Origin of the sequence: Streptomyces pacificus, assembly GCF_011766325.1 — a bacterium.
Classification (GTDB): Bacteria; Actinomycetota; Actinomycetes; order Streptomycetales; family Streptomycetaceae; genus Streptomyces; species Streptomyces pacificus.
Genome location: NZ_BLLG01000006.1, coordinates 177833 through 197478, shown reverse-complemented (window position 1 = coordinate 197478; position 19646 = coordinate 177833). Strand labels below are relative to the sequence as shown.

Genomic DNA, 19646 nt, shown 5'->3' with positions numbered 1-19646 from the left:
TGCTGGTCCGGTATCGGCGGTCACGGCCCATACTTCTGGGGTGACTGCCGATGCGGAAGCGGATTACGACGCCATCGTGCTCGCCGGAGGTGGCGCCAGGCGCCTTGGCGGGGCGGACAAGCCGGGGGTGACCGTCGGGGGCCGGACGCTGCTCGACCGGGTTCTTTCGGCAAGCCGGGGCGCCCATCGCACGGTCGTGGTCGGCGGATGCCGCCCTACCGCGCGGCCGGTGACCTGGACGCGTGAGACCCCGGAGGGCGGCGGGCCGCTCGCCGCGCTCGACGCGGGGCTCCGCCGGTGCGGAGCGTCCACCGTCGTCGTGCTCTCCGCGGACCTTCCCTTCCTCGACCGCGTGGCCGTACGGCGGCTGCTCGCGGCCCTGGATTCCGGCGGGCGGGAGGGGGTGCTCCTCGTCGATGCCGACGGACGGGACCAGCCGCTCGTCGCGGCGTACCGCGCGGAGGCGCTGCGGCGCGAACTGGCACTGGCCGCCGCCGAGCACGGCGGCCTCTCCGGGCTGCCGCTGCGGCTGCTGACCGGCGAACTCGACCTCGGCCGAGTGGCCGCCGAACCGCTCGCCGTGTACGACTGCGACACCTGGGAGGACGTGGTCACGGCCCGGGCCAGGATCAGGGAGCATGGGAACGTGCTGGATGAATGGATTGCCTCGGTGAAGGACGAACTCGGCGTCGATCTCGAGGTGGACACGGGTCTGCTGCTCGACCTCGCCCGGGACGCCGCCCACGGTGTCGCCCGACCCGCCGCTCCGCTGACCACCTTCCTTGTCGGCTACGCGGCGGCCAGGGCGAGTGGGGACGGTGTCCTGGCGGTCGCCGAGGCCGCCCGCAGGGCCGGGGCGCTGGCGGAGCGGTGGGCCGCCGAGGCCGCCGGAGGCGGCGGGGCGGCGGCCGGCCAGGGCGGCTCGGATGACGGCGAGGCCGGCCGGAACGGTCCGCCCCGGAGCGACGAGGCCGGCAGCCGATGACCGCTCAGGACCGCGACTTCGGCGCTGCCGACCAGGGGCAGGGTGCCACCGAGGAGCCGGTGGCGGGACCCGTGTCCCGCGGCGGCTCCGTCGACCGCGCCCCCACGCCGGCACCGGAGGGCGACGACGGCGTCGAGGAAGCCCTGGCGCTGGTGGGGACGCGGCCGGCGCCCGCGCACCGGAACCACGACGCATCCGCACCCGGTCAGGAGGCTCCTTCCCGCGGGCGGCATCGCGGCACGCCGTGGGAGGAGGCCCGGGCCCTGGCGTCGCGCGCGGGTCGCGCCGGCGTGCTGCGCACCCGCCGTGACCCCCTCCCCGCCTCCCTCGGCCGGGTGCTCGCCACCCCGCTCATCGCGCTCGTCGATCTGCCGTCGTTCGACACCTCAGCCATGGACGGCTGGGCGGTCGCGGGCCCGGGACCGTGGACGGCGGCGTCCGGCGGGAGCGGCATCCTCGCCGGGCGCGAAGGGGCGAAGACCCTCGCGGACGGCGCTGCCGTACGGATCGCGACCGGCGCCCGGGTCCCACCCGGTGCGACCGCGGTGATCCGCAGCGAGTACGCCCGTTCCGACCGGGCCGGCCGGCTGCACGCCCTGCGACCGGTGGTGCACGGTCAGGACATCAGGCCGCGCGGCCAGGAATGCCGCTCCGGCGATCAACTGCTGCCCGCCGGGACGCTGGTGACCCCCGCCGTGCTCGGCCTCGCCGCCGCCGCCGGCTGCGACGAGCTGCTCACGGTGGTCCGTCCGAGGGTGGAGGTACTCGTCCTCGGCGACGAGCTGCTCACCGAGGGGCTGCCCCGCGACGGCCTGATCCGTGATGCCCTCGGGCCGATGATCGGTCCCTGGCTGCGGGCCGTCGGGGCCGAAGTGACCGGTACCCGCAGGATCGGCGACGACCCCGACGCACTGCGGCGGGCCGTCACCGCGTCGGACGCCGATCTGGTGATCACCACGGGCGGTACGGCCGCCGGGCCGGTGGACCATGTCCACCCGATGCTGGACAAGGTGGGTGCCGAGTTGCTGGTCGACGGGGTCGCCGTACGGCCGGGACACCCGATGCTGCTGGCCGGGCTGGCTCCCGGCAGGTATCTGGTAGGGCTTCCCGGCAATCCGCTCGCTGCCGTCTCCGGGTTGCTCACCCTCGCCGAACCGCTGCTGAGGCAGCGGTCCGGGCAGACAACCCCCCCGCCCTATCGCGCGTCCCTGAGGGACGAGGTCCATGGTCATCCGCAGGACACCCGGCTGGTGCCGGTGGTGCACCGCGGCGACCGGGTCGTACCGCTGCACTTCAGCGGTCCCGCCATGCTGCGGGGCATCGCCGCCGCGCACGGTCTCGCCGTCGTGCCCCCCGGGGGAGGACGGCCCGGCGACGAGCTGGAGATCCTCGACCTGCCCTGGCCGCCGAGCTCCGAAGGGTGTTTCACGTGAAACTTCCCGGCCATGACGCCATGGCCCGGCAAGCGGACGAGCAAGTCGCCGTCTCGCGGGTGCACCTGCCCAGGCAGACCGTCGAAAGACCGCTGCGGCAGGTCACCAAGCGGCTGCTGCTCGCCCTGAGCGTCCTTGTGCTGACGGTCCTCATCGTCTGGCTCGACCGCGGCGGCTACTATGACAACGCGGACCAGAAGGTCGACTTCCTCGACGCCGTCTACTACTCCACGGTGACGCTCTCGACCACGGGCTACGGCGACATCGTCCCGCAGAGCGACACCGCCCGCCTGGTCAATGTGCTGCTGGTGACGCCGCTGCGCGTGCTCTTTCTGATCATTCTGGTCGGTACCACTCTCGAGGTCCTCACCGAGAGGACCCGGGAGGAGTGGCGGCTGAACCGTTGGAGGTCCACCTTGCGTGACCACACTGTCGTCATCGGCTTCGGCACCAAGGGGCGCTCCGCGCTGCTGACACTGTGTGCGACCGGCCTGGACAAGTCACAGGTCGTCATCGTCGACCCGAGTTCCAAGGTGGTCGAGGCGGCCAACGCGGACGGATTCGCCGGAGTCATCGGTGACGCGACGCGCAGCGATGTGCTGCTCCGTGCCGAGGTCCAGCGGGCTCGCCAGATCATCATCGCCACCCAGCGCGATGACACCGCGGTCCTGGTGGCGCTCACCGCACGGCAGCTCAACCGGGGCGCGAAGATCGTGGCAGCGGTCCGGGAGGAGGAGAACGCCCCGCTGCTGCGTCAGTCGGGCGCCGATGCCGTGATCACCAGCGCCAGTGCTGCCGGCCGGCTCCTCGGACTCTCGGTGCTCAGCCCGTACGCGGGCACGGTGCTCGAGGACCTGATCCAGCAGGGCACCGGACTCGATATCGTCGAGCGCCCGGTGATAAAGAGCGAGGTCGGCAAGAGTGTCAGAGAGACGGAAGACCTGGTGGTGAGCGTGTTGCGGGGGCATCGACTGCTCGGCTACGACGACCCCGAGGCCAGCCCCCTCCAGCTGACGGACCGACTCATCACCATCGTGCGGGCGGTGAACGCACCCCCCGGAGCGGTGCGGGGCAGCGTCGGCAAGCGGCCGGAGTAGCCTCGCGGCCATGCATGCGATCACGATCCCCGAACCCGGCGGTCCCGAGGCGCTGGTCTGGGCGGAGGCCCCGGACCCCGAACCCGGCCAGGGAGAGGTTCTCGTCGAGGTTGCCGCGAGCGCGGTCAATCGCGCCGACATCCTCCAGCGGCAGGGCTTCTACGACCCACCGCCCGGCGCGTCCCCTTACCCGGGGCTGGAGTGCTCGGGCCGGATCCTGTCCGTCGGCCCCGGCGTGTCCGGATGGAGCGAGGGCGACGAGGTGTGCGCGCTGCTGTCGGGCGGTGGATACGCCGAGAAGGTGGCCGTACCTGCCGGTCAGCTGCTGCCGGTACCCGGGGGCCTCGATCCGGTCACTGCGGCGGCCCTCCCCGAAGTCACCTGCACCGTCTGGTCCAAAGAGCTTGTGACGACTCCCCCAGGGGGAGCGCTCGCCGCGTGACCGGCAGACACCAACCCACCAACTCAGGGGAGAAGCCGACGCGTTTGCGCCGACTGCGTCACCGCCACTCAGGGGGAACCATGAACCACCGCCCGCCCGCCCGTCCGCTCCGCGCTTGCGGCCGTCACAACGGCCGTCGCCTTCGTCTTGCTGGCCGCGCTGAGCCTGCCTATCCACTGTCCCCAGAAGGACGCTGTGAGCGCCCCTGAGAGCCCCTTGCCGACCGGCGTAGCCTACCGGCCCGGCCAACCTCCGTACGGCCCATCAGCGGCCCCCTGAGTCCCCTTCGTTGGCCAGTCGCCTAGCCCATGATCTCCGGCGCGTGGTGCTTGTGCGCGCCCCTGCCATGTGATCACGCAAAGTAGAGCCTCGGGGCCCTCTATGTCCGTTTTACCCCCCGGGAGCTCCGCCGGCGACGACCCAAATTTTTACGCAGGGTAGCGAAGAGCCCCGCCACTCCGAAGGGGGTGAAGTGGCGGGGCTCGAACTGGGCGGCGTGCGCGTCGGCCGGTCAGCCGTGCGTCTTGGCGAAGGCCACGAGACCGGCGAAGCCTTCGGCCGTGAGGTTCAGCGTCGGGCCGTTCGGGTCCTTGCTGTCACGGACCAGGAACGTGCCCGTGGCCCGCGCGTACTCCGGGGCCCACTCGACACACTCACCGCCGTTGCTCTGGCTGTAGCTCGAACTGGTCCAGTCGGGAACGAGGTTGTGCGTCATGAGTAACAGTCCTTCGCAATGGTGTTGATCATGTCTGCCGTCTCATCCGGCGGCGCGGCCATGGCGGTCAGCAGATCATAGGCATCCTGTGCCGCCGCAACGTCCGCTTCTTCAGCGAGGATGTACCCCCTTGGGAAGCCGTCCACGTGCACCACGTCGGCCCCCTCCTTGAACCCGAGCAATCCGAAGGGACTGACCACCAGGTTGTTCGCCTTGTGCTGGGGAACAAGTTGCACCCGGTGCCGGGGGGGTCTCGGCAAGGTCCCGCAAGTGGTCAAGCTGAGCACGCATGGTGGCAGCGTCGCCAACGGGGTTGCGTAGGGCGCTCTCGTTCAGCACCAACCACAAGCGTGCGGGGCCGTCTTCGCGACCAAGGATGCGTTGCCGCTCCATCCGGGCAGTCAGCAAGTCCTCAAGGTTGGTCGGCCGACCGGTACGCAAGACCGCTTCGGCATAGGGGCGCGTCTGCACCAACCCCGGTAGAAGCGTGGGGTGGAACATCCGAACCACGGTTGCCTTCGCCTCCAGCTCCACGTACCGACGGAACCAGGGCGGGAACGCGTAGCGGAGCGCCAACGGCCAGAGTCGAACGAAGCGCCCGTTGGCGTTGGGGAACACGCGGTCGCACGCTTCCGCGAACTCCAAGGCCGGTACGCGCTCGCCAGCCTCAATCTTGGCCACCAGGGAGTACCCGCAGTGCGCTTCCGCGCCTAACTCCTTGCGAGACAAACCAAGTCGTTCACGCTCAATGCGCACTTCGCTGCCAAAGTGCACCAAAGGAGACGCTGACGGGTCGGCTAGATCATCGTTCTCGTTTTCGACACTCATACGACTGAACGCCCCTTGATCGTTGGACAGTTGGCGGTGTCCAGCGCTGCCGTCTTTCGAGCGTAGACCCAAAGTCCGACTCTGTGAGTACGTCATTACGGACAGCAGCACCCGCAGACGAAGGGGACGGCAACACCATGACCGACCGGCCGACGAACCCCGCCCGACCGCGCGGCGTAGAGGAGCTGGCGGCGGCAGTGCCCATGCCGGACCTTGAGCCCGTGGCGCATCCTGACTGCCGCGTGTGCTTCGCGGCAGACCGGGGCCGGACGGCCGCACGGACACAGGGGGCACCCCAGCGCGTTGCCGACTTCAACCGGGTGATCACTGGGCACCTGCACCGGGCCGACCAGGGCGAGGGGGCAGAGCGGTGACCGCGAACGCCCCGGAACGCTCGCCGCATCCCCGACCGGATGACCAGCCGGACGACGAAGCACCTACCGGCGACACGCTGGCCGAACGGGTGGAGGAATTGGGGGCTGCAATTGAAGAGCACTTCAAGGAACTGGGCAGGCGGTAATGGGATACCGATTCCGACGCTTTCGCGTTGAGGCAGACTGCGAACCCGACGCAGAACCCCAGGCGCACGCCATGCAGTGCGCCGTATGTGGTGAATCCGGGCCCCCGGTGGAAGTCGAGAAGCAGAACACCCCGGAGACTCAGGAAAAGGCCGACCGTGAAGCACAAGCGGCGGCAGCGACTTGGGTTGGGGAGCACCGCAGCGACAACCGCGAGCATCTGACGTACCGGCTGGTGACCAGTGTGCCGTACCGCATCGTTCCGGGGGAGTGGTTGTGACCGCGAACGTTGAAGGCTACTGGTGCGAATTCGTCGCCCGTAGTTCGGTGGACGGACGGGAATGGTTCCTTGGCGGATACCGGGCCAACTCCCCCCCCGGCTGGCCATTCGTTGGTTACGTGGTCGTGCGCACCGCCTAGCAAACGCGCTTGACCCCACTCCCGGAGTAGGGCCCCTGCCGCCCGAATGCCTGCACCTTGCCAGCGTGGAGAGCCCCAACCCCGGAAACATCTTCCGGAAATGGGCCATGGACATGCACCACCAGGGCAAGCAAATGAACGCACTGGCGAACGGCCGAAGCATCAGTATCAACGCTGGTGGGCCCGACAGAATTTTCGGGCTTGCTGACACCGACCTGTTTCTCTCTCTCACCTGCCGCCCGATGATGCTGGACTTCGTCACCGAATGGCGATTAAGCGAAGCCGATTACGCGGCAGCGTAGCCGCACCCCCAGATTCCCGCCCCTGCCGAACCTAACCGAATCTCCAACCCCCACGGCGAATCGGAAAGGGCAGGGGCGGGGCAAGCCCCGCCCGGCTACGTGAACGGACAGCCGTAGTCGGGCGGGGACCCACAACCCCGGAGGAACCCCCAATGCACCAGGTCATTGCCAGTCCGCAAGGTGACAAGTTCATCATTGCGCGCCCCGGTGCGCGTAAGGGAATGCACGTCCCGTACGCCATGCACCGGGAACTTGCCGGTGCCGTGGCCGACGGGCAGGCGGTACCGGGATGGCTGGCCGACGCTGCCCGGCAGGCATGGGGAATCGACATTGCCGGATGCCCGGCCAAGGGAACCGTTCTGGTTCGCCCGCTCACTCCGCTGAACTACAGCCGGGCAACGTGGGAGATCAATAAGGGCTGCAATTTCAACTGTGAGCACTGCTACCTTGCCGAGCGGAAATTTGAGGGTCTGCCGCGCGAAGAGAAAGACCGGCTGCTCTTCATGCTCCGTGACGCGGGGGTGTTGTGGCTCCAGTTCACCGGGGGAGAGCCCACAATTGACCGGGATTTCCCGCACGCCTACCGAACGGCCTTCGGGTTGGGAATGCTCATCGAGATTCTGACGAATGGGTCTCGACTGCACCGGCCGGAAACCATCGAGCTTCTTTCGTCCCTGCCCCCGCACAAGGTGACGGTTTCCCTGTACGGCGCGACGGCTGAGAGTTTCGATTCCCTCACGCGTAAGCCGGGTGCTTACAAGCTGCTCATGAAGGGGCTCAAGGCTGCCAAAGAGGCGGGGGTCTCACTTGAACTCGCATTGATCATCACTAAGCACAACGCGCACGAAGTTGAAGCCATGCGGGAAATCGCAGGGGAGTACGCGACCACGTACACCGAATACGCGAATATCTCGCCTACCTATGACGGAAATCCCGAACCGCTCGCCGCTCAGGCTCCGGGATTCCTGGACAAGTCCACGGTCTTTCAGGGCTGCCCGGCCGGACACACATTCTTTCACGTGGACCCCTATGGGTTCGCCACCATGTGCAAGGTCGGCCGTGAAAACCCCGTAAGCCTCATGGCTGAGGGACTAAATGGCCTTTCGCGTCTGCCCGCAATCGCAGGCGCCCAAATGCTTCGCTCCGGTGGCTGTAGCGGCTGCCAACTCTCGGCAACCTGCCGGGTATGTCGGCCACTCGCTAAGGCGTACCAGGAAGCGAAGGCACCACTGAACACCTACTGTCAACACGGAAACGGAGACCACACAGAATGAGCGCTGTAGCCGTCGAACTCACCACCCGCCCGGGGCTGAGCCTGGTACCGGCCACGGGCGACCAGCCGAAGACCCCGGAACCGGCCGGACTGGTCATCGTGGACGACGTCGAGTCGCTGACCGAAGGCACCGTACCGGGCTGCAACGACGACAACCCGTACCGGTAACCGCGCCGGTACACCCGTAGGACTCCGCACGGGCTCTGTGGCGTTCACGCGCTGCGGGGCCCGTGTGGGCCGTCGTATGAGAGTCTGGGGACCGTGGCAACTCAGCGAATGTCATTCGATGATCTACCGTCCGCCGTACTTGCTGGCGTTGAATCTCGCGCCGGGGAAATCATCAAGACCGAAACGGTACGGCAAGGCTTCAATAGCGAAATCGCGGCGCGAATCTTCACCGCTGGCGGTTCCTTCTTCGTCAAGGGCCTAAGAACCGACCACAAGCGCGTATGGACTCAGCGCCGGGAAGCCGAAGTAAACCCGTACCTCCGAGGAATCGCGCCCGCGCTTCTCTGGCAGGTGGAAGACGCCGGATGGGTGCTCCTGGGGTTTGAGGTACTGGACGGCCACCACGCCGACTACTCGGCAGGTTCGCCGGACCTCCCCAAAGTGGCCGATCTTCTTTGCCGACTGGGGGAAGTCCCCTGCCCCGAAATCGAGTTGCGGCAGGCGGAACAACGTCTTGAGAGGTACGCGGCCAAGCCGTCCGACGTTGCGCACTTCGCGGGCAACTCCCTGCTTCACACAGACCTGAACAACGAGAACGTCATGGTGGACGGCCCCGCCTTTCTCGTTGACTGGGCTTGGGCAACACGCGGTGCCGCATGGCTGGACGCTGCCCACTGGACGGTGTGGCTCATGGCGGCAGGCAAGCAAGAACCCCAGTCGGCCGAACAGTGGGCGGCACGTGTTCCCGCGTGGCAGACGGCAGCACCGGAAGCAGTGACGGCTTTCTCGCTGGCGACCGCAAATCTGTGGGAAGAAATCGCGGGTGCCGACCCGGACCCGTGGACGGCCACTGTCCTTGACGCTGCCCGACGCTGGGCGGAGTACCGAAAAGCCGTCTGAACGCCCCTCAGCGGCCCCTCAGCGGCCCCGTCCGTGCGTCGGCCCCCGTGGCACATGGGCGGGGCCTTCGTCATGGGTAGCGTGAGGTTATGAAAGCAATCACGATCACCGAACCGGGTGGGCCGGAAGTGCTCACATGGACAGAGGTACCGGACCCCGTACCGGGGCCGGGGGAAGTCCTCATTGATGTGACGGCCAGCGCCGTGAACCGGGCGGACCTACTCCAGCGCCAAGGCTTCTACGATCCTCCGCCCGGCGCTTCGCCGTATCCGGGACTTGAGTGCTCCGGGCATGTGGCAGCGCTGGGGGAGGGGGTCACCGGGTGGAAAGTCGGTCAGCCGGTGTGCGCTCTCCTGAGTGGTGGGGGGTACGCCGAGAAGGTGAGCGTGCCCGCTGGCCAGGTACTTCCTGTACCGGACGGTGTGTCTGTGGCCGACGCTGCCGCGCTGCCGGAAGCAACCGCAACGGTGTGGTCTAACATCTTCATGGGTGGGGGTACCGCCACAAGCTCCAATGTGTTCACGGTCGCCCGTCTGCGGCCCGCCGAGACCCTGCTGGTGCACGGCGGCGCCAGCGGGATCGGCACGATGGCCATCCAGCTGGCGAAGGCCGTGGGCGCACGCGTCGCCGTCACCGCCGGAGGGCCTCAGAAGCTGGCGCGCTGCGCCGAACTGGGCGCCGACATCCTGATCGACTACCGCGAGCAGGACTTCGTGGAGGAACTGCGCAAGGCGACGGACGGGGCGGGGGCCGACGTCATCCTCGACATCATCGGTGCCAAGTACCTGGACCGGAACCTGCGCGCGCTCGCCGCCAACGGACGTCTGGCCGTGATCGGACTGCAGGGCGGTGTGAAGGGCGAGCTGAACCTCGGGATGCTGCTCGGCAAGCGGGGGGCGGTGACCGCGACGTCGCTGCGCGGACGGCCGCTGCAGGAGAAGGCGGCGATCGTCGCCGCAGTGCGGGAGCATGTCTGGCCGCTCATCGAGGCAGGAACAGTGAAGCCCGTGGTGGACCGGGTGCTGCCGATGCCCGAGGCGGCAGCGGCACACCGGACCCTGGAGTCGGGTGCCCATGTGGGCAAGGTGCTGCTGGTGGCGCCTGCCGGCCGTCGTTGAACGGGGACTCCCGGGCCCCGGGGATCCGACCCCCGGGGCCCGGGAGTCCCCGTGGGCCGGACCTCCGGGGTGGACCCGGGTGCGGGCATTCGCGATCCTGCCCCGGGGCACAGGGCACAGGGCACAGGGCTGCTGTCCGATGGCGCCGGGTGGCGCCGAACCGGTCCGGTCAAGGGGCGCACCCCGGAGCCAGTACGCCTGCCTGTACACGGCACCGTGTGCACACAGCACGTGCTCCGTTGCTTCACCGGTCCGCTGCCTGCCGCCCCGCCGATCCTGCGATCGGCGGGGCGGGCTGACGGGCCCGAGCCGGCTACGGCACCCACCACGGGAGGCGCGGGACGCTGCCCACGGAAAGGCCCGGGGAAGGCCCACGGAAAGGCCCCGGCAGGGGGAGCCTCAGAGATAGGGGCCCGAGCGGGCAGGGCCGCCTTGGGCGGGCTCGTCGTCGCCGGTGGCGCCCGGGGGAAGGGCGCGTCGCATCTGCTCCAGTTGGGCGCGGGCCGCCATCTGCTGGGCGAACAGCGCCGTCTGGATGCCGTGGAACAGCCCCTCGAGCCAGCCGACCAGCTGCGCCTGGGCGATCCTCAGCTCGGCCTCCGAGGGCACCACCTCGTCGGTGAACGGAAGCGACAGCCGCTCCAGCTCCTCGACCAGCTCCGGCGCCAGCCCTTCTTCGAGTTCCTTCACCGAGCTCGCATGGATCTCCTTCAGCCGGACCCGGCTCGCCTCGTCCAGAGGCGCCGCCCGCACTTCCTCCAGCAACTGCTTGATCATGCTGCCGATCCGCATGACCTTGGCAGGCTGTTCGACCATCTCGGTCACCGGGACCTCGCGAACCTCGCCGTCACCTTCGCCACCGCCCAGCGCCATCCCGTTCTGCCCCACGATCAGGACCGGGGGGCTCTCCTGCGACCGTTCACTCCTCGGCATCTCCATGCCGCCCATTCTCTCGCACATACGGTTCACCCCACCGTGTGCCCCCGTATCGGGTTGCGTATCGAGTTGGCCCACCGCGGCGCGGGGGCACGATGCGGTCCGCCCGGTGCGCCCCGGGCTCAGTGCCGGCGCAGCCGCAGCCCCATATAACCGAGCCCCAGTCCCATGAGGGCGCAACCGGCCCCCAGCGTGAGCGACGGGGTCTGGCGCTCGAGTGGCTGGGACACGGGATACGGGTGCGACTCGCCCGCGGCGGCGGGCGAGGGATCGTCGGCGGGGGTGGACCCTGATGGGGCCGAGGGGTCGGGCAGGGGACGGAACTCACCTGCCTCCCCGTCGAAAGGCACCTCGCTCTCGCCGGACTCGCGGCCGTGGTCGCGCCGATCGTCTGCGGCCTCGTCCGGGGCCTCGTCCGGGACCTCACCGGGGTCCCCGTCGTGGAAGCCGCGGCCGTCACGGGGCCGATCGGGTGATGCCGGTGAACCGATCGAGGGGCCGGTCGTCCGGCCGGGGCGCAACCGGCCCTCACCCGCATGACGTCCGGCGAGTGAGGCGGTGGGCGACGGGAAGGGCCGTTCGGCGCCCTGCTGCGGTGGCGGAGTGTGGGGCCTTCCGGGGCGCCGGGTGGCCGCAGGAGGGCGGTCGCCCCCCGCGTCGGGGCCCGGCCGCGCTGCGGCGCTGCCGGTGATCCGCGAAGCCGCCGGTGCGCCGTACGCGGGGCTGCCGTGGCCGGGTGCCGGTCGGCCGGAGGCGGCTGCTCCAGCGTCTCCGGCCGCCCCCCGGGAGCGCCCGTGCCCCCCGGTGCCCGTGTGGTGAGGGTGCCGTCCCGCACCGTCGCCGTACCGTGCGCCCTCGCGCTGCCCGGGGCCGCCGGACCGGCTGCTCCCTTCTTCCCCACCGCCGCGCCGACGTGCTCCACCGGGCCCGGGGCTGCCTTCCCGCCGCTGTCCGTCGTATCGGCCGTCGCCCCCGTCTCCCTCGTCGCCCCCGTCTCCCCCGTCGCTGGTCTGCCGCCCCTGGCTCCCGCCGTCCCCGCGCGGTTCCCCGGCGTGGGCAGGGGGACCCTCGGTGTACGCGCTGGTCGCCACCGGCAGGGCGAGCACCAGCGCCGCGAGGGTCGTCACACAGCGTGCGCGGAGCTTCGGAGTCAAGGGTGACCCCCTCCCGAGCCGGGTCGTCGCGGTTGTCGCGGTTGTCGCGGTCGTTGAGGCCGTCGACATGGGTGGGCTTGCCGGAGAGATCGAAGGTGCCGGACTTGTTGCGCTGTGGTCGTTTCGTCGATGCGGGCGGCTGGGGAGGGTGCGGAGGGCGGGGCCGATGCTGCCGGGGCTACCGGAGGCCGGTGCTCCGGGTGTTCTGGGTGTTCTGGAGGGTTTCGGGATTTGGGTACTGAGGGCCCATTAAGGGTGTTCCGGGCTTAGCGTCACATGGTGGTGAAGTTCCGGCATCCCGGATGAGGGAGAGGGATGCGGGTCGCTTCGTGGGGAGCGGCCGGTATGAGCGCAAGCCGGGAGCGCACCGGCGAGGCTGAGGCAGCTGTACGGCGTACGGGAGCGCCCGGCCGGTGCCCGTGGCTCCGGGTGCCCGCCGGCGCCCGTGGTCTCGGATGCCGGGTCGCCGGGACCACGGCCGCGCCCCGCGCGGGGAACCGGCCGATGACCCCACCGGGCGCTGCACGAACCGGTCGCGATGTGCTCCCGCGCGGGGGTAGCGGGTCTGATGGCCGGTCCATCTCGGACCGGCGTGGTACCGGGAGCCTGTAGCGTGGCGTGTCGAACCACCGGCAGATGCCGCTCGCAGCGCGCGGCGCGGCAAGACACGACGGCGAGGACAGATGGCACCCGAATCCGAACCACATGGCGGCGGAGTGTCGGATGCTGCGGACGCCTGGGGTGTGGGAAAGGTCGTCGGCGACGGCCGCTACCGGCTGACCCACCGTCTGGGACGGGGCGGCATGGCCGAGGTGTTCGCGGCGGAGGACGTCCGGCTCGGCCGCACCGTCGCGGTGAAGCTGCTCCGGGCCGATCTGGCGGAGGACCCGGTTTCCAAGGCCCGCTTCACGCGCGAGGCGCAATCCGTCGCCGGCCTCAACCACCATGCCATCGTGGCCGTGTACGACTCCGGCGAGGACATGGTGGACGGCCAGCCCGTGCCGTACATCGTGATGGAGCTGGTCGAGGGCAGCACCATCCGCGACCTGCTGATCAACGCCGAGGCGCCACCGCCCGAACAGGCGCTCATCATCGTCTCCGGTGTCCTCGAGGCCCTCGCCTATTCGCACCAGCACGGAATCGTCCACCGAGACATCAAGCCGGCGAACGTCATCATCACCAAGGGCGGCGCGGTCAAGGTGATGGACTTCGGCATCGCCCGCGCGCTGCACGGTGCTTCGACGACGATGACCCAGACCGGCATGGTCATGGGCACTCCCCAGTACCTCTCGCCCGAGCAGGCGCTCGGCAAGGCCGTCGACCACCGCTCCGACCTGTACGCCACCGGTTGCCTGCTGTACGAACTGCTCGCGCTGCGGCCGCCGTTCACCGGTGAGACGCCGCTGTCCGTCGTGTACCAGCACGTCCAGGACATGCCGGTGCCGCCCTCCGAGGTCTCGGATGTGGCGCCGCCGGAGCTGGACGGCCTGTCGATGCGTGCGCTCGCCAAGGACCCCGACGACCGGTTCCAGAGCGCCGAGGAGATGCGGGCGCTGGTCCAGTACGGGCTGCAGATGCTCCAGCAGCAGGGCAGCCACACGGGAGCCTGGAACACGGGCCCGGTCGTGATGCACGACGGGGGTCACACACCTGCCCAGGGTATGGGCGCGACGGCGGTGATGGGTCACCCGCACCACGGGGAGACCGCGCAGGGCCCCATCCTCCCGCCGCGCAATCCGGAGGACGGCGCATACGCGGTCGGGCCCGGCGGCGGGGGTGGCCGGGGCAAGGCGTGGCTGTTCGTCGCCCTCGCCGTGATCGCGGTCGTGGCGGGTGTGGCCTTCGCGCTGAACCAGGTCAGCAGCACCGAGACGACGCCGGCGGACGACCAGAAGGTCTCCGAGTCACCTACCACGTCCGGCCCCTCGACGACCCCCTCGTCGGAGGAGCCTGATGAGGAGGAAGAGGAGCCGGAGCAGGGGACCAACGGCAACCAGGGCGGCTGGCAGCAGACCGAACGCCCCACGCCGCGGGACAGGTGGCCGTCCGCCCCGCAGAGCCCGACGTACGCTCCGACCAGCGCCCCTCCGACCACCGACGGGGCCACCGACGGGGCCACCGAGGGAACGAGCGAGGGCACCACGGAGGGCGGCACCAGCGAGGGCACCACGGAGGGCGGCACCAGCGAGGGCACGTCGACCGGTACTTCCACCGGGACGTCCACCGGTACCTCCGCCGGTTCGGACGCCGGCACGACGACCGGCACGGACGCGGGTGCGGACGCGGGTAGCACCGGCGGGGACACGGGCGACTGACCTCGGGACGCAGCCGCCGCTCCCGGGAGACGGGCGGCTGACCGCGAGGTACGGGAGGGGCCCCGCCGTCATCCGGCAAAGGCCTCGCACACCGCCTCGTACTCCTGTGTCCACCACACCGCCAGGGCCGACACCGCGGGGAACTGCGGGTCGGCCCTTCGGTCGTGCAGCTGGTAGCGCCAGCGCAGTATCCAGAAGTCGTTGAGCCGCTCCCACCACACCCGGTGCACTGCGGCGGCGAGTTCCGCCGGGTCCGCCCCCGCCGCGCGCCGGTAGGCGCGCGCATAGGCCCGCACCTTCCCCAGCTCCAGCCGGCCGGACGGCCGGACGAAGAAGATCGCCGCGGCCCGTACCGCCTCCTCGGCCCGCGGCTGGACGCCCAGCCGGTCCCAGTCGACGATCGCGGCCGGCTCCGCGCCCCTGTGGTCGCCGCGGTAGAGGAGGTTGAGCGGGTGGAAGTCCCCGTGCACCCAGCCGCCGGCGGCCGCCGCCGGCGGCCGCCGGTGTGCATGGCCCTCCAGCAGGGCCCGGCGCTCGAGCAGCCGGTACTCGGCGAGCGCGTCGAAGCTGTCCCGCGGACGGTGGGCGCGGGCCAGCACCAGCAGCGTGTCGATCAGCGCGGAGGTCTCCTCCGGGTCCGCGCTCTCGTGCGGGCGCAACGTTCCCGAGTGCTTCCGGGAACCGGACCCCTCCGTGTCGATGCCGGCCGGGCCGGGGTGCCCGCTGGTGCTCGTGTTCGCATACCCGCCCGTGCCGGTGCTCGTGCGCCTGCCCGTGCCCGTGCCCGTGCCGGCGAACCCGCCGGCGTCCGTATCCGTATTCCTGTCCGTATTCCTGTCCGCGTCCCTGTCCGCGTGCCTGTCCGCGTCCATGACCCGCTCCAGGCCGGTGTGGACCAGACCGAGCAGCCCGCCCAGGCGGCGGGACTCGACGGTGGTGAGCTGGGCACCCCGGCGGTGCCGTCCGTCCACCCAGGGATGCAGGGCGTAGCAGTGGCCGCCGATCACGGCCACTGTGTCGCCGGACCTGTCGGCCACGGGCGGGGCGACGGGTACGCCGAGCGTCTGGAGGCGCTGCACGGCCCGGTGCTGGCGGGCGATGGTGGCGCGGTCCGCGGTCGGCTCGTCGACGTGCTGTTTGAGGAAGTAGGCACCGCGCGTGGTGGCGAGCCGGTACCCGCGGTTCAGCAGGCCCTGGGTGACGGGTTCGCAGGTGAGGGGTTCGCCGGTGTCCTCGTACCGGCGCAGTAGCGCGGCGAGAGGGGGTGGGGCAGAGGGTGGGGCAATAGCAGATGAGCGCGGCACTCTTCAGATGTTAGATCACTCAGCGTGTCGCCGATGTCGCTGCCCGGGCGAGGTGCGGGTGCGTACGGTGGTGAATCGGGCTGGAACGCGCAGAGAGGCCGGCTCGGAGGGTGTGTGCGCCACAGCACCGGGCGGTGCCCTGCGTCGGAGGCCGCGCGCGGGGGTGCTCGCGCCCCCCCCGCCAGGAGTCCGGGTCCGGCACGGCCCGGCCCCCCCATGGCCCGGCCCGGAGCAGCTTGGCGTGTTCGTCCACCCGGGTCGTCCACCCGGGTCGCCCACCCGGGGCGTCCACCCGGCTGCCTGACACGGCCGCCCGACCGGGCGCCGCTCCACCCGTACGGCCCGGGCCCGACCGGGTGGAGTCCAAGCCGTCGAAGCCGGGCGGTGCGGGCGCACGGAGCCGCGGACCGGATCCCGTCCACACGGCCCCGCCGGGAAGCGCCCCCCGCGGACGGGCCGATGCTTCGCTCCGGTGCGGCGCGGTCCGGCAAGGTCCGGTGCAGCGCGCGGCCCGGTGCGGCAAGGCCGGTCCTTGCGGGCCTCGGTCCCGTACCGGCTGCCTCGGCGCGGCCCGGTTCAGTGCCGCTCGGCGTGGAGCCGCGCGACATAGGCCGCGGCCTGGGAGCGCCGTTCCATCCCCAGCTTCGACAGCAGTGCTGAGACGTAGTTCTTGATGGTCTTCTCGGCCAGGTGGAGGCGCTCGCCGATGGCCCGGTTGGTGAGCCCCTCGCCGATCAGGTCCAGGATCCTGCGCTCCTGCTCGGTGAGGCTCGCCAGCCTTTCGTCGGTCCTGGGGGTGTTCCCGTCGCGCAGGCGCTCCAGGACGCGAGAGGTGGCGGCCGGATCGAGCAGTGATCTGCCTGCCGCCACATCGCGTACCGCCGCCAGCAGCTCGGCGCCCCGGATCGTCTTGAGCGCGTACCCGGAGGCCCCGGCTGTGATCGCGTCGAACAGCGCCTCGTCGTCCGCCTGCGTGGTGAGCATCAGGCAGGCGGTGTCCTCGTTCCGCAAGCGGATCTCCCGGCAGACCTCGACCCCGCTGCCGTCGGGGAGGTGCACTTCGATGATCACCACATCCGGGTTTAGTGCAGGGGCCCTGACCAGGGCTTCTGCCGCCGTATCGGCCTCGCCGACGACCTCGATGCCGTCCTCGGTGGACAGCAGCTCGTACACGCCGCGACGGGCGATCTCATGGTCATCGACCAGGAATACGGTGATATTTCCCTTTTCGTGCACGGCCCAAGTCTCACATGCTCGCTCTTCCCATGCCGGGGTGACCGGGATAACGTGCCGGTGTTCCGGCAGTCGCAAGGCTGTGACCAGTGGTTGTTCCCGTATTCTCTCGATTTACTTGGAAATCCAAGCAAAATCGCAGGTCACATGGGGTTTCGCAGGAATGCTCCCCACTGGGTAACGTGCCTTTGGCAGGCGCTCGCCGGGGCACCTGTCACGCCTGTTCCCGGCCGAGCCGCACCCACCCCGTGCACCGTAGGGAGACAGGCGAGCCGCACTGGACCCCGGCGGACCCCGGGGGCCGGACAGACGGAGGAGCACGCACGTGACCGTGGAGAACACTGCCGCGCGCAAACCGCGCCGCAGCAGTAAGCGCGTCAGCGCCGCGAAGAAGCCAACGGGTTCCGAGCCCCAGCTCGTACAGCTGCTGACGCCCGAGGGCGAGCGGGTGACCCACCCGGACTACGACCGCCATGTCGCCGACCTCGGCCCCGAGGACCTCCGCGGCCTCTACCGGGACATGGTGCTCACCCGCCGTTTCGATGCCGAGGCCACCGCCCTGCAGCGCCAGGGCGAGCTGGGCCTGTGGGCCTCGCTGCTCGGCCAGGAGGCCGCCCAGATCGGCTCCGGCCGCGCCCTGCGTGACGACGACTACGTCTTCCCGACCTACCGCGAGCACGGGGTCGCCTGGTGCCGGGACGTCGATCCGACGAATCTGCTGGGGATGTTCCGCGGGGTGAACCACGGAGGGTGGGACCCCGGCAGCAACAACTTCCATCTGTACACGATCGTCATCGGCTCGCAGGCACTGCACGCCACCGGGTACGCGATGGGCGTCGCCAAGGACGGCGCGGACTCCGCGGTGATCGCCTACTTCGGTGACGGCGCCTCCAGCCAGGGCGATGTGGCGGAGTCGTTCACCTTCTCCGCGGTCTACAACGCCCCGGTCGTGTTCTTCTGCCAGAACAACCAGTGGGCGATCTCCGAGCCCACCGAGCGCCAGACCCGGGTACCGCTCTACCAGCGAGCCCAGGGCTACGGATTCCCCGGTGTCCGCGTCGACGGCAACGACGTGCTCGCCTGCCTGGCCGTGACCCGGTCGGCACTGGAGCGCGCCCGCCGCGGGGAGGGCCCGACGCTGGTCGAGGCATTCACGTACCGCATGGGCGCCCACACCACATCGGACGACCCGACCCGCTACCGCCACGACGAAGAGCGGGCGGCCTGGGAGGCCAAGGACCCCATTCTGAGGCTGCGGAAGTACCTGGCCGACCAGGGCCACGCCGACGAGGCCTTCTTCACCGGGCTGGAGACGGAGAGCGACGCGCTCGCCAAGCGCGTCCGGGAGGCGGTGCGCGCCATGCCCGACCCGGACGACATGGCGATGTTCGAGCACGTCTACGCCGACGGGCATGCGCTCGTCGACGAGGAGCGCGCGCAGTTCGCCGCGTATCAGGCGTCGTTCGGCACGGAGCCGGACAGCAGCTCCGCCGCCGGTGCCGAGGAGGGCAAGTAGCCATGGCCGTAGAGAAGATGTCGCTCGCCAAGGCGCTCAACGAGTCGTTGCGCACGGCTCTCGACACCGACCCCAAGGTCCTCGTCATGGGCGAGGACGTCGGCAAGCTCGGCGGGGTCTTCCGCATCACCGACGGGCTCCAGAAGGACTTCGGCGAGGAGCGGGTCATCGACACCCCGCTCGCGGAGTCCGGCATCGTCGGCACCGCGATCGGTCTGGCGCTGCGCGGCTACCGCCCCGTCGTCGAGATCCAGTTCGACGGTTTCGTCTTCCCCGCGTACGACCAGATCGTCACCCAGCTCGCGAAGATGCACGCCCGCGCGCTCGGCAAGGTGAAGCTGCCGGTGGTCGTCCGCATCCCCTACGGCGGAGGCATCGGCGCGGTCGAGCACCACTCCGAGTCGCCCGAGGCGCTGTTCGCCCACGTCGCCGGCCTCAAGGTCGTGTCGCCGTCCAACGCGTCCGACGGCTACTGGATGCTGCAGCAGGCCATCCAGAGCGACGACCCGGTGATCTTCTTCGAGCCCAAGCGGCGCTACTGGGACAAGGCCGGGGTCGACACCGAGTCCATCCCGGACCCGCTGCACGCCGCCCGGGTCGCCCGCCCCGGCACGGACATCACCCTCGCCGCCTACGGCCCGATGGTGAAGGTCTGCCTGGAGGCCGCGGCCGCCGCCGAGGAGGAGGGCAAGTCGGTCGAGGTCCTGGACCTGCGCTCGATGTCCCCGATCGACTTCGACGCCGTGCAGCACTCGGTGGAGAGGACCGGCCGGCTGGTCGTCGTCCACGAGGCGCCGGTGTTCTACGGATCGGGCGCGGAGATCGCCGCCCGGATCACGGAGCGGTGCTTCTACCACCTGGAGGCGCCGGTCCTGCGGGTCGGCGGATTCCACGCCCCCTACCCGCCGGCCCGGCTGGAGGAGGAGTACCTTCCGGGACTGGACCGGGTGCTCGACGCCGTCGACCGCTCGCTGGCGTACTGAGGAGAG

General features: G+C 70.2%; 19 protein-coding genes and 1 pseudogene. 14 read left to right on the top strand and 6 right to left on the bottom strand.

The annotated features are described in order from the left end of the window. Positions 1 to 40: 40 nt before the first annotated feature. The 4 genes and pseudogenes from SCWH03_RS12990 to SCWH03_RS12975 all read left to right on the top strand — a co-directional run. Complete coding sequence (locus SCWH03_RS12990) at positions 41 to 985, top strand: NTP transferase domain-containing protein (RefSeq protein WP_173264338.1); 945 nt, start codon at positions 41 to 43, stop codon at positions 983 to 985. Next, entirely contained in the window at positions 982 to 2418 is a 1437-nt protein-coding gene (locus SCWH03_RS12985) for a molybdopterin molybdotransferase MoeA (protein WP_173264337.1), read from the top strand. The genes SCWH03_RS12990 and SCWH03_RS12985 overlap by 4 nt, the downstream gene beginning before the upstream one ends. Before the next feature lie 20 nt (positions 2419 to 2438). Next, the gene (locus SCWH03_RS12980) at positions 2439 to 3515 is read left to right on the top strand and encodes a potassium channel family protein (RefSeq protein WP_254076748.1); all 1077 of its coding nucleotides are present in this window, start codon (positions 2439 to 2441) and stop codon (positions 3513 to 3515) included. A 10-nt stretch (positions 3516 to 3525) separates the two neighbouring features. Then, a pseudogene (locus tag SCWH03_RS12975) lies at positions 3526 to 3912 on the top strand (alcohol dehydrogenase catalytic domain-containing protein); the annotation flags it as partial. Positions 3913 to 4468: 556 nt separating this feature from the next. Here SCWH03_RS12975 and SCWH03_RS12970 read toward each other — a convergent pair. Genes SCWH03_RS12970 through SCWH03_RS12965 form a run of 3 tightly spaced genes read right to left on the bottom strand, consistent with a single transcriptional unit; the run spans position 4469 to position 5500 of the window. After that, positions 4469 to 4672 carry a DUF397 domain-containing protein gene (locus SCWH03_RS12970; RefSeq protein WP_173264335.1) on the bottom strand — a complete coding sequence of 68 codons (204 nt, stop codon included), beginning with the start codon at positions 4670 to 4672 and terminating at the stop codon, positions 4469 to 4471. Beyond that, positions 4669 to 4872 carry a Scr1 family TA system antitoxin-like transcriptional regulator gene (locus SCWH03_RS29025; protein ID WP_254076729.1) on the bottom strand — a complete coding sequence of 68 codons (204 nt, stop codon included), beginning with the start codon at positions 4870 to 4872 and terminating at the stop codon, positions 4669 to 4671. The genes SCWH03_RS12970 and SCWH03_RS29025 overlap by 4 nt, the downstream gene beginning before the upstream one ends. Then, entirely contained in the window at positions 4784 to 5500 is a 717-nt protein-coding gene (locus SCWH03_RS12965) for a helix-turn-helix domain-containing protein (protein ID WP_254076728.1), read from the bottom strand. The genes SCWH03_RS29025 and SCWH03_RS12965 overlap by 89 nt, the downstream gene beginning before the upstream one ends. A gap of 370 nt (positions 5501 to 5870) precedes the next feature. On the opposite strand from SCWH03_RS12965, the gene SCWH03_RS12960 reads away from it, so the two are divergent. The 7 genes from SCWH03_RS12960 (at position 5871) to SCWH03_RS12930 (ending at position 10199) form a co-directional block, all read left to right on the top strand. Then, positions 5871 to 6020 carry a hypothetical protein gene (locus SCWH03_RS12960; RefSeq protein WP_173264334.1) on the top strand — a complete coding sequence of 50 codons (150 nt, stop codon included), beginning with the start codon at positions 5871 to 5873 and terminating at the stop codon, positions 6018 to 6020. Continuing rightward, entirely contained in the window at positions 6020 to 6298 is a 279-nt protein-coding gene (locus tag SCWH03_RS30070) for a DUF7848 domain-containing protein (RefSeq protein WP_173264333.1), read from the top strand. The genes SCWH03_RS12960 and SCWH03_RS30070 overlap by 1 nt, the downstream gene beginning before the upstream one ends. A gap of 205 nt (positions 6299 to 6503) precedes the next feature. Further along, complete coding sequence (locus SCWH03_RS12950; protein WP_173264332.1) at positions 6504 to 6740, top strand: hypothetical protein; 237 nt, start codon at positions 6504 to 6506, stop codon at positions 6738 to 6740. 152 nt (positions 6741 to 6892) lie between these two features. Continuing rightward, a complete protein-coding gene (locus tag SCWH03_RS12945; RefSeq protein WP_173264331.1) occupies positions 6893 to 8014 on the top strand; it encodes a radical SAM protein in 1122 nt (373 codons plus the stop codon). Beyond that, positions 8011 to 8181, top strand: a complete 171-nt coding sequence (locus SCWH03_RS12940) for a hypothetical protein (RefSeq protein ID WP_173264330.1) — start codon at positions 8011 to 8013, stop codon at positions 8179 to 8181. The genes SCWH03_RS12945 and SCWH03_RS12940 overlap by 4 nt, the downstream gene beginning before the upstream one ends. Positions 8182 to 8274: 93 nt before the next feature. Beyond that, complete coding sequence (locus tag SCWH03_RS12935; RefSeq protein WP_173264329.1) at positions 8275 to 9081, top strand: phosphotransferase family protein; 807 nt, start codon at positions 8275 to 8277, stop codon at positions 9079 to 9081. 89 nt (positions 9082 to 9170) lie between these two features. Continuing rightward, complete coding sequence (locus SCWH03_RS12930) at positions 9171 to 10199, top strand: NAD(P)H-quinone oxidoreductase (RefSeq protein WP_173264328.1); 1029 nt, start codon at positions 9171 to 9173, stop codon at positions 10197 to 10199. 399 nt (positions 10200 to 10598) lie between these two features. On the opposite strand, the gene SCWH03_RS12925 is transcribed toward SCWH03_RS12930, so the two are convergent. Next, positions 10599 to 11138: a bacterial proteasome activator family protein gene (locus SCWH03_RS12925; RefSeq protein WP_173264327.1), complete on the bottom strand. Its 540-nt coding sequence runs from the start codon at positions 11136 to 11138 to the stop codon at positions 10599 to 10601. A gap of 1834 nt (positions 11139 to 12972) precedes the next feature. Here SCWH03_RS12925 and SCWH03_RS12920 point away from each other — a divergent pair. Continuing rightward, a complete protein-coding gene (locus SCWH03_RS12920) occupies positions 12973 to 14604 on the top strand; it encodes a protein kinase domain-containing protein (RefSeq protein ID WP_173264326.1) in 1632 nt (543 codons plus the stop codon). A 68-nt stretch (positions 14605 to 14672) separates the two neighbouring features. Here the strand turns inward: SCWH03_RS12920 and SCWH03_RS12915 are convergent, their stop codons facing one another. Together SCWH03_RS12915 and SCWH03_RS12910 are read right to left on the bottom strand one after the other, a co-directional pair. After that, on the bottom strand, positions 14673 to 15908 hold the full coding sequence (locus tag SCWH03_RS12915; protein WP_173264325.1) for a phosphotransferase: 1236 nt from the start codon (positions 15906 to 15908) through the stop codon (positions 14673 to 14675). 576 nt (positions 15909 to 16484) lie between these two features. Beyond that, positions 16485 to 17144, bottom strand: a complete 660-nt coding sequence (locus SCWH03_RS12910) for a response regulator (RefSeq protein ID WP_173264324.1) — start codon at positions 17142 to 17144, stop codon at positions 16485 to 16487. Positions 17145 to 17466: 322 nt separating this feature from the next. Here SCWH03_RS12910 and pdhA point away from each other — a divergent pair, with 322 nt between their 5' ends. Both pdhA and SCWH03_RS12900 read left to right on the top strand, forming a co-directional pair. Beyond that, a complete protein-coding gene (gene pdhA / locus SCWH03_RS12905) occupies positions 17467 to 18657 on the top strand; it encodes a pyruvate dehydrogenase (acetyl-transferring) E1 component subunit alpha (protein ID WP_173264323.1) in 1191 nt (396 codons plus the stop codon). A 2-nt stretch (positions 18658 to 18659) separates the two neighbouring features. Beyond that, positions 18660 to 19640, top strand: a complete 981-nt coding sequence (locus SCWH03_RS12900; protein ID WP_173264322.1) for an alpha-ketoacid dehydrogenase subunit beta — start codon at positions 18660 to 18662, stop codon at positions 19638 to 19640. The last annotated feature ends 6 nt before the right edge of the window (positions 19641 to 19646 follow it).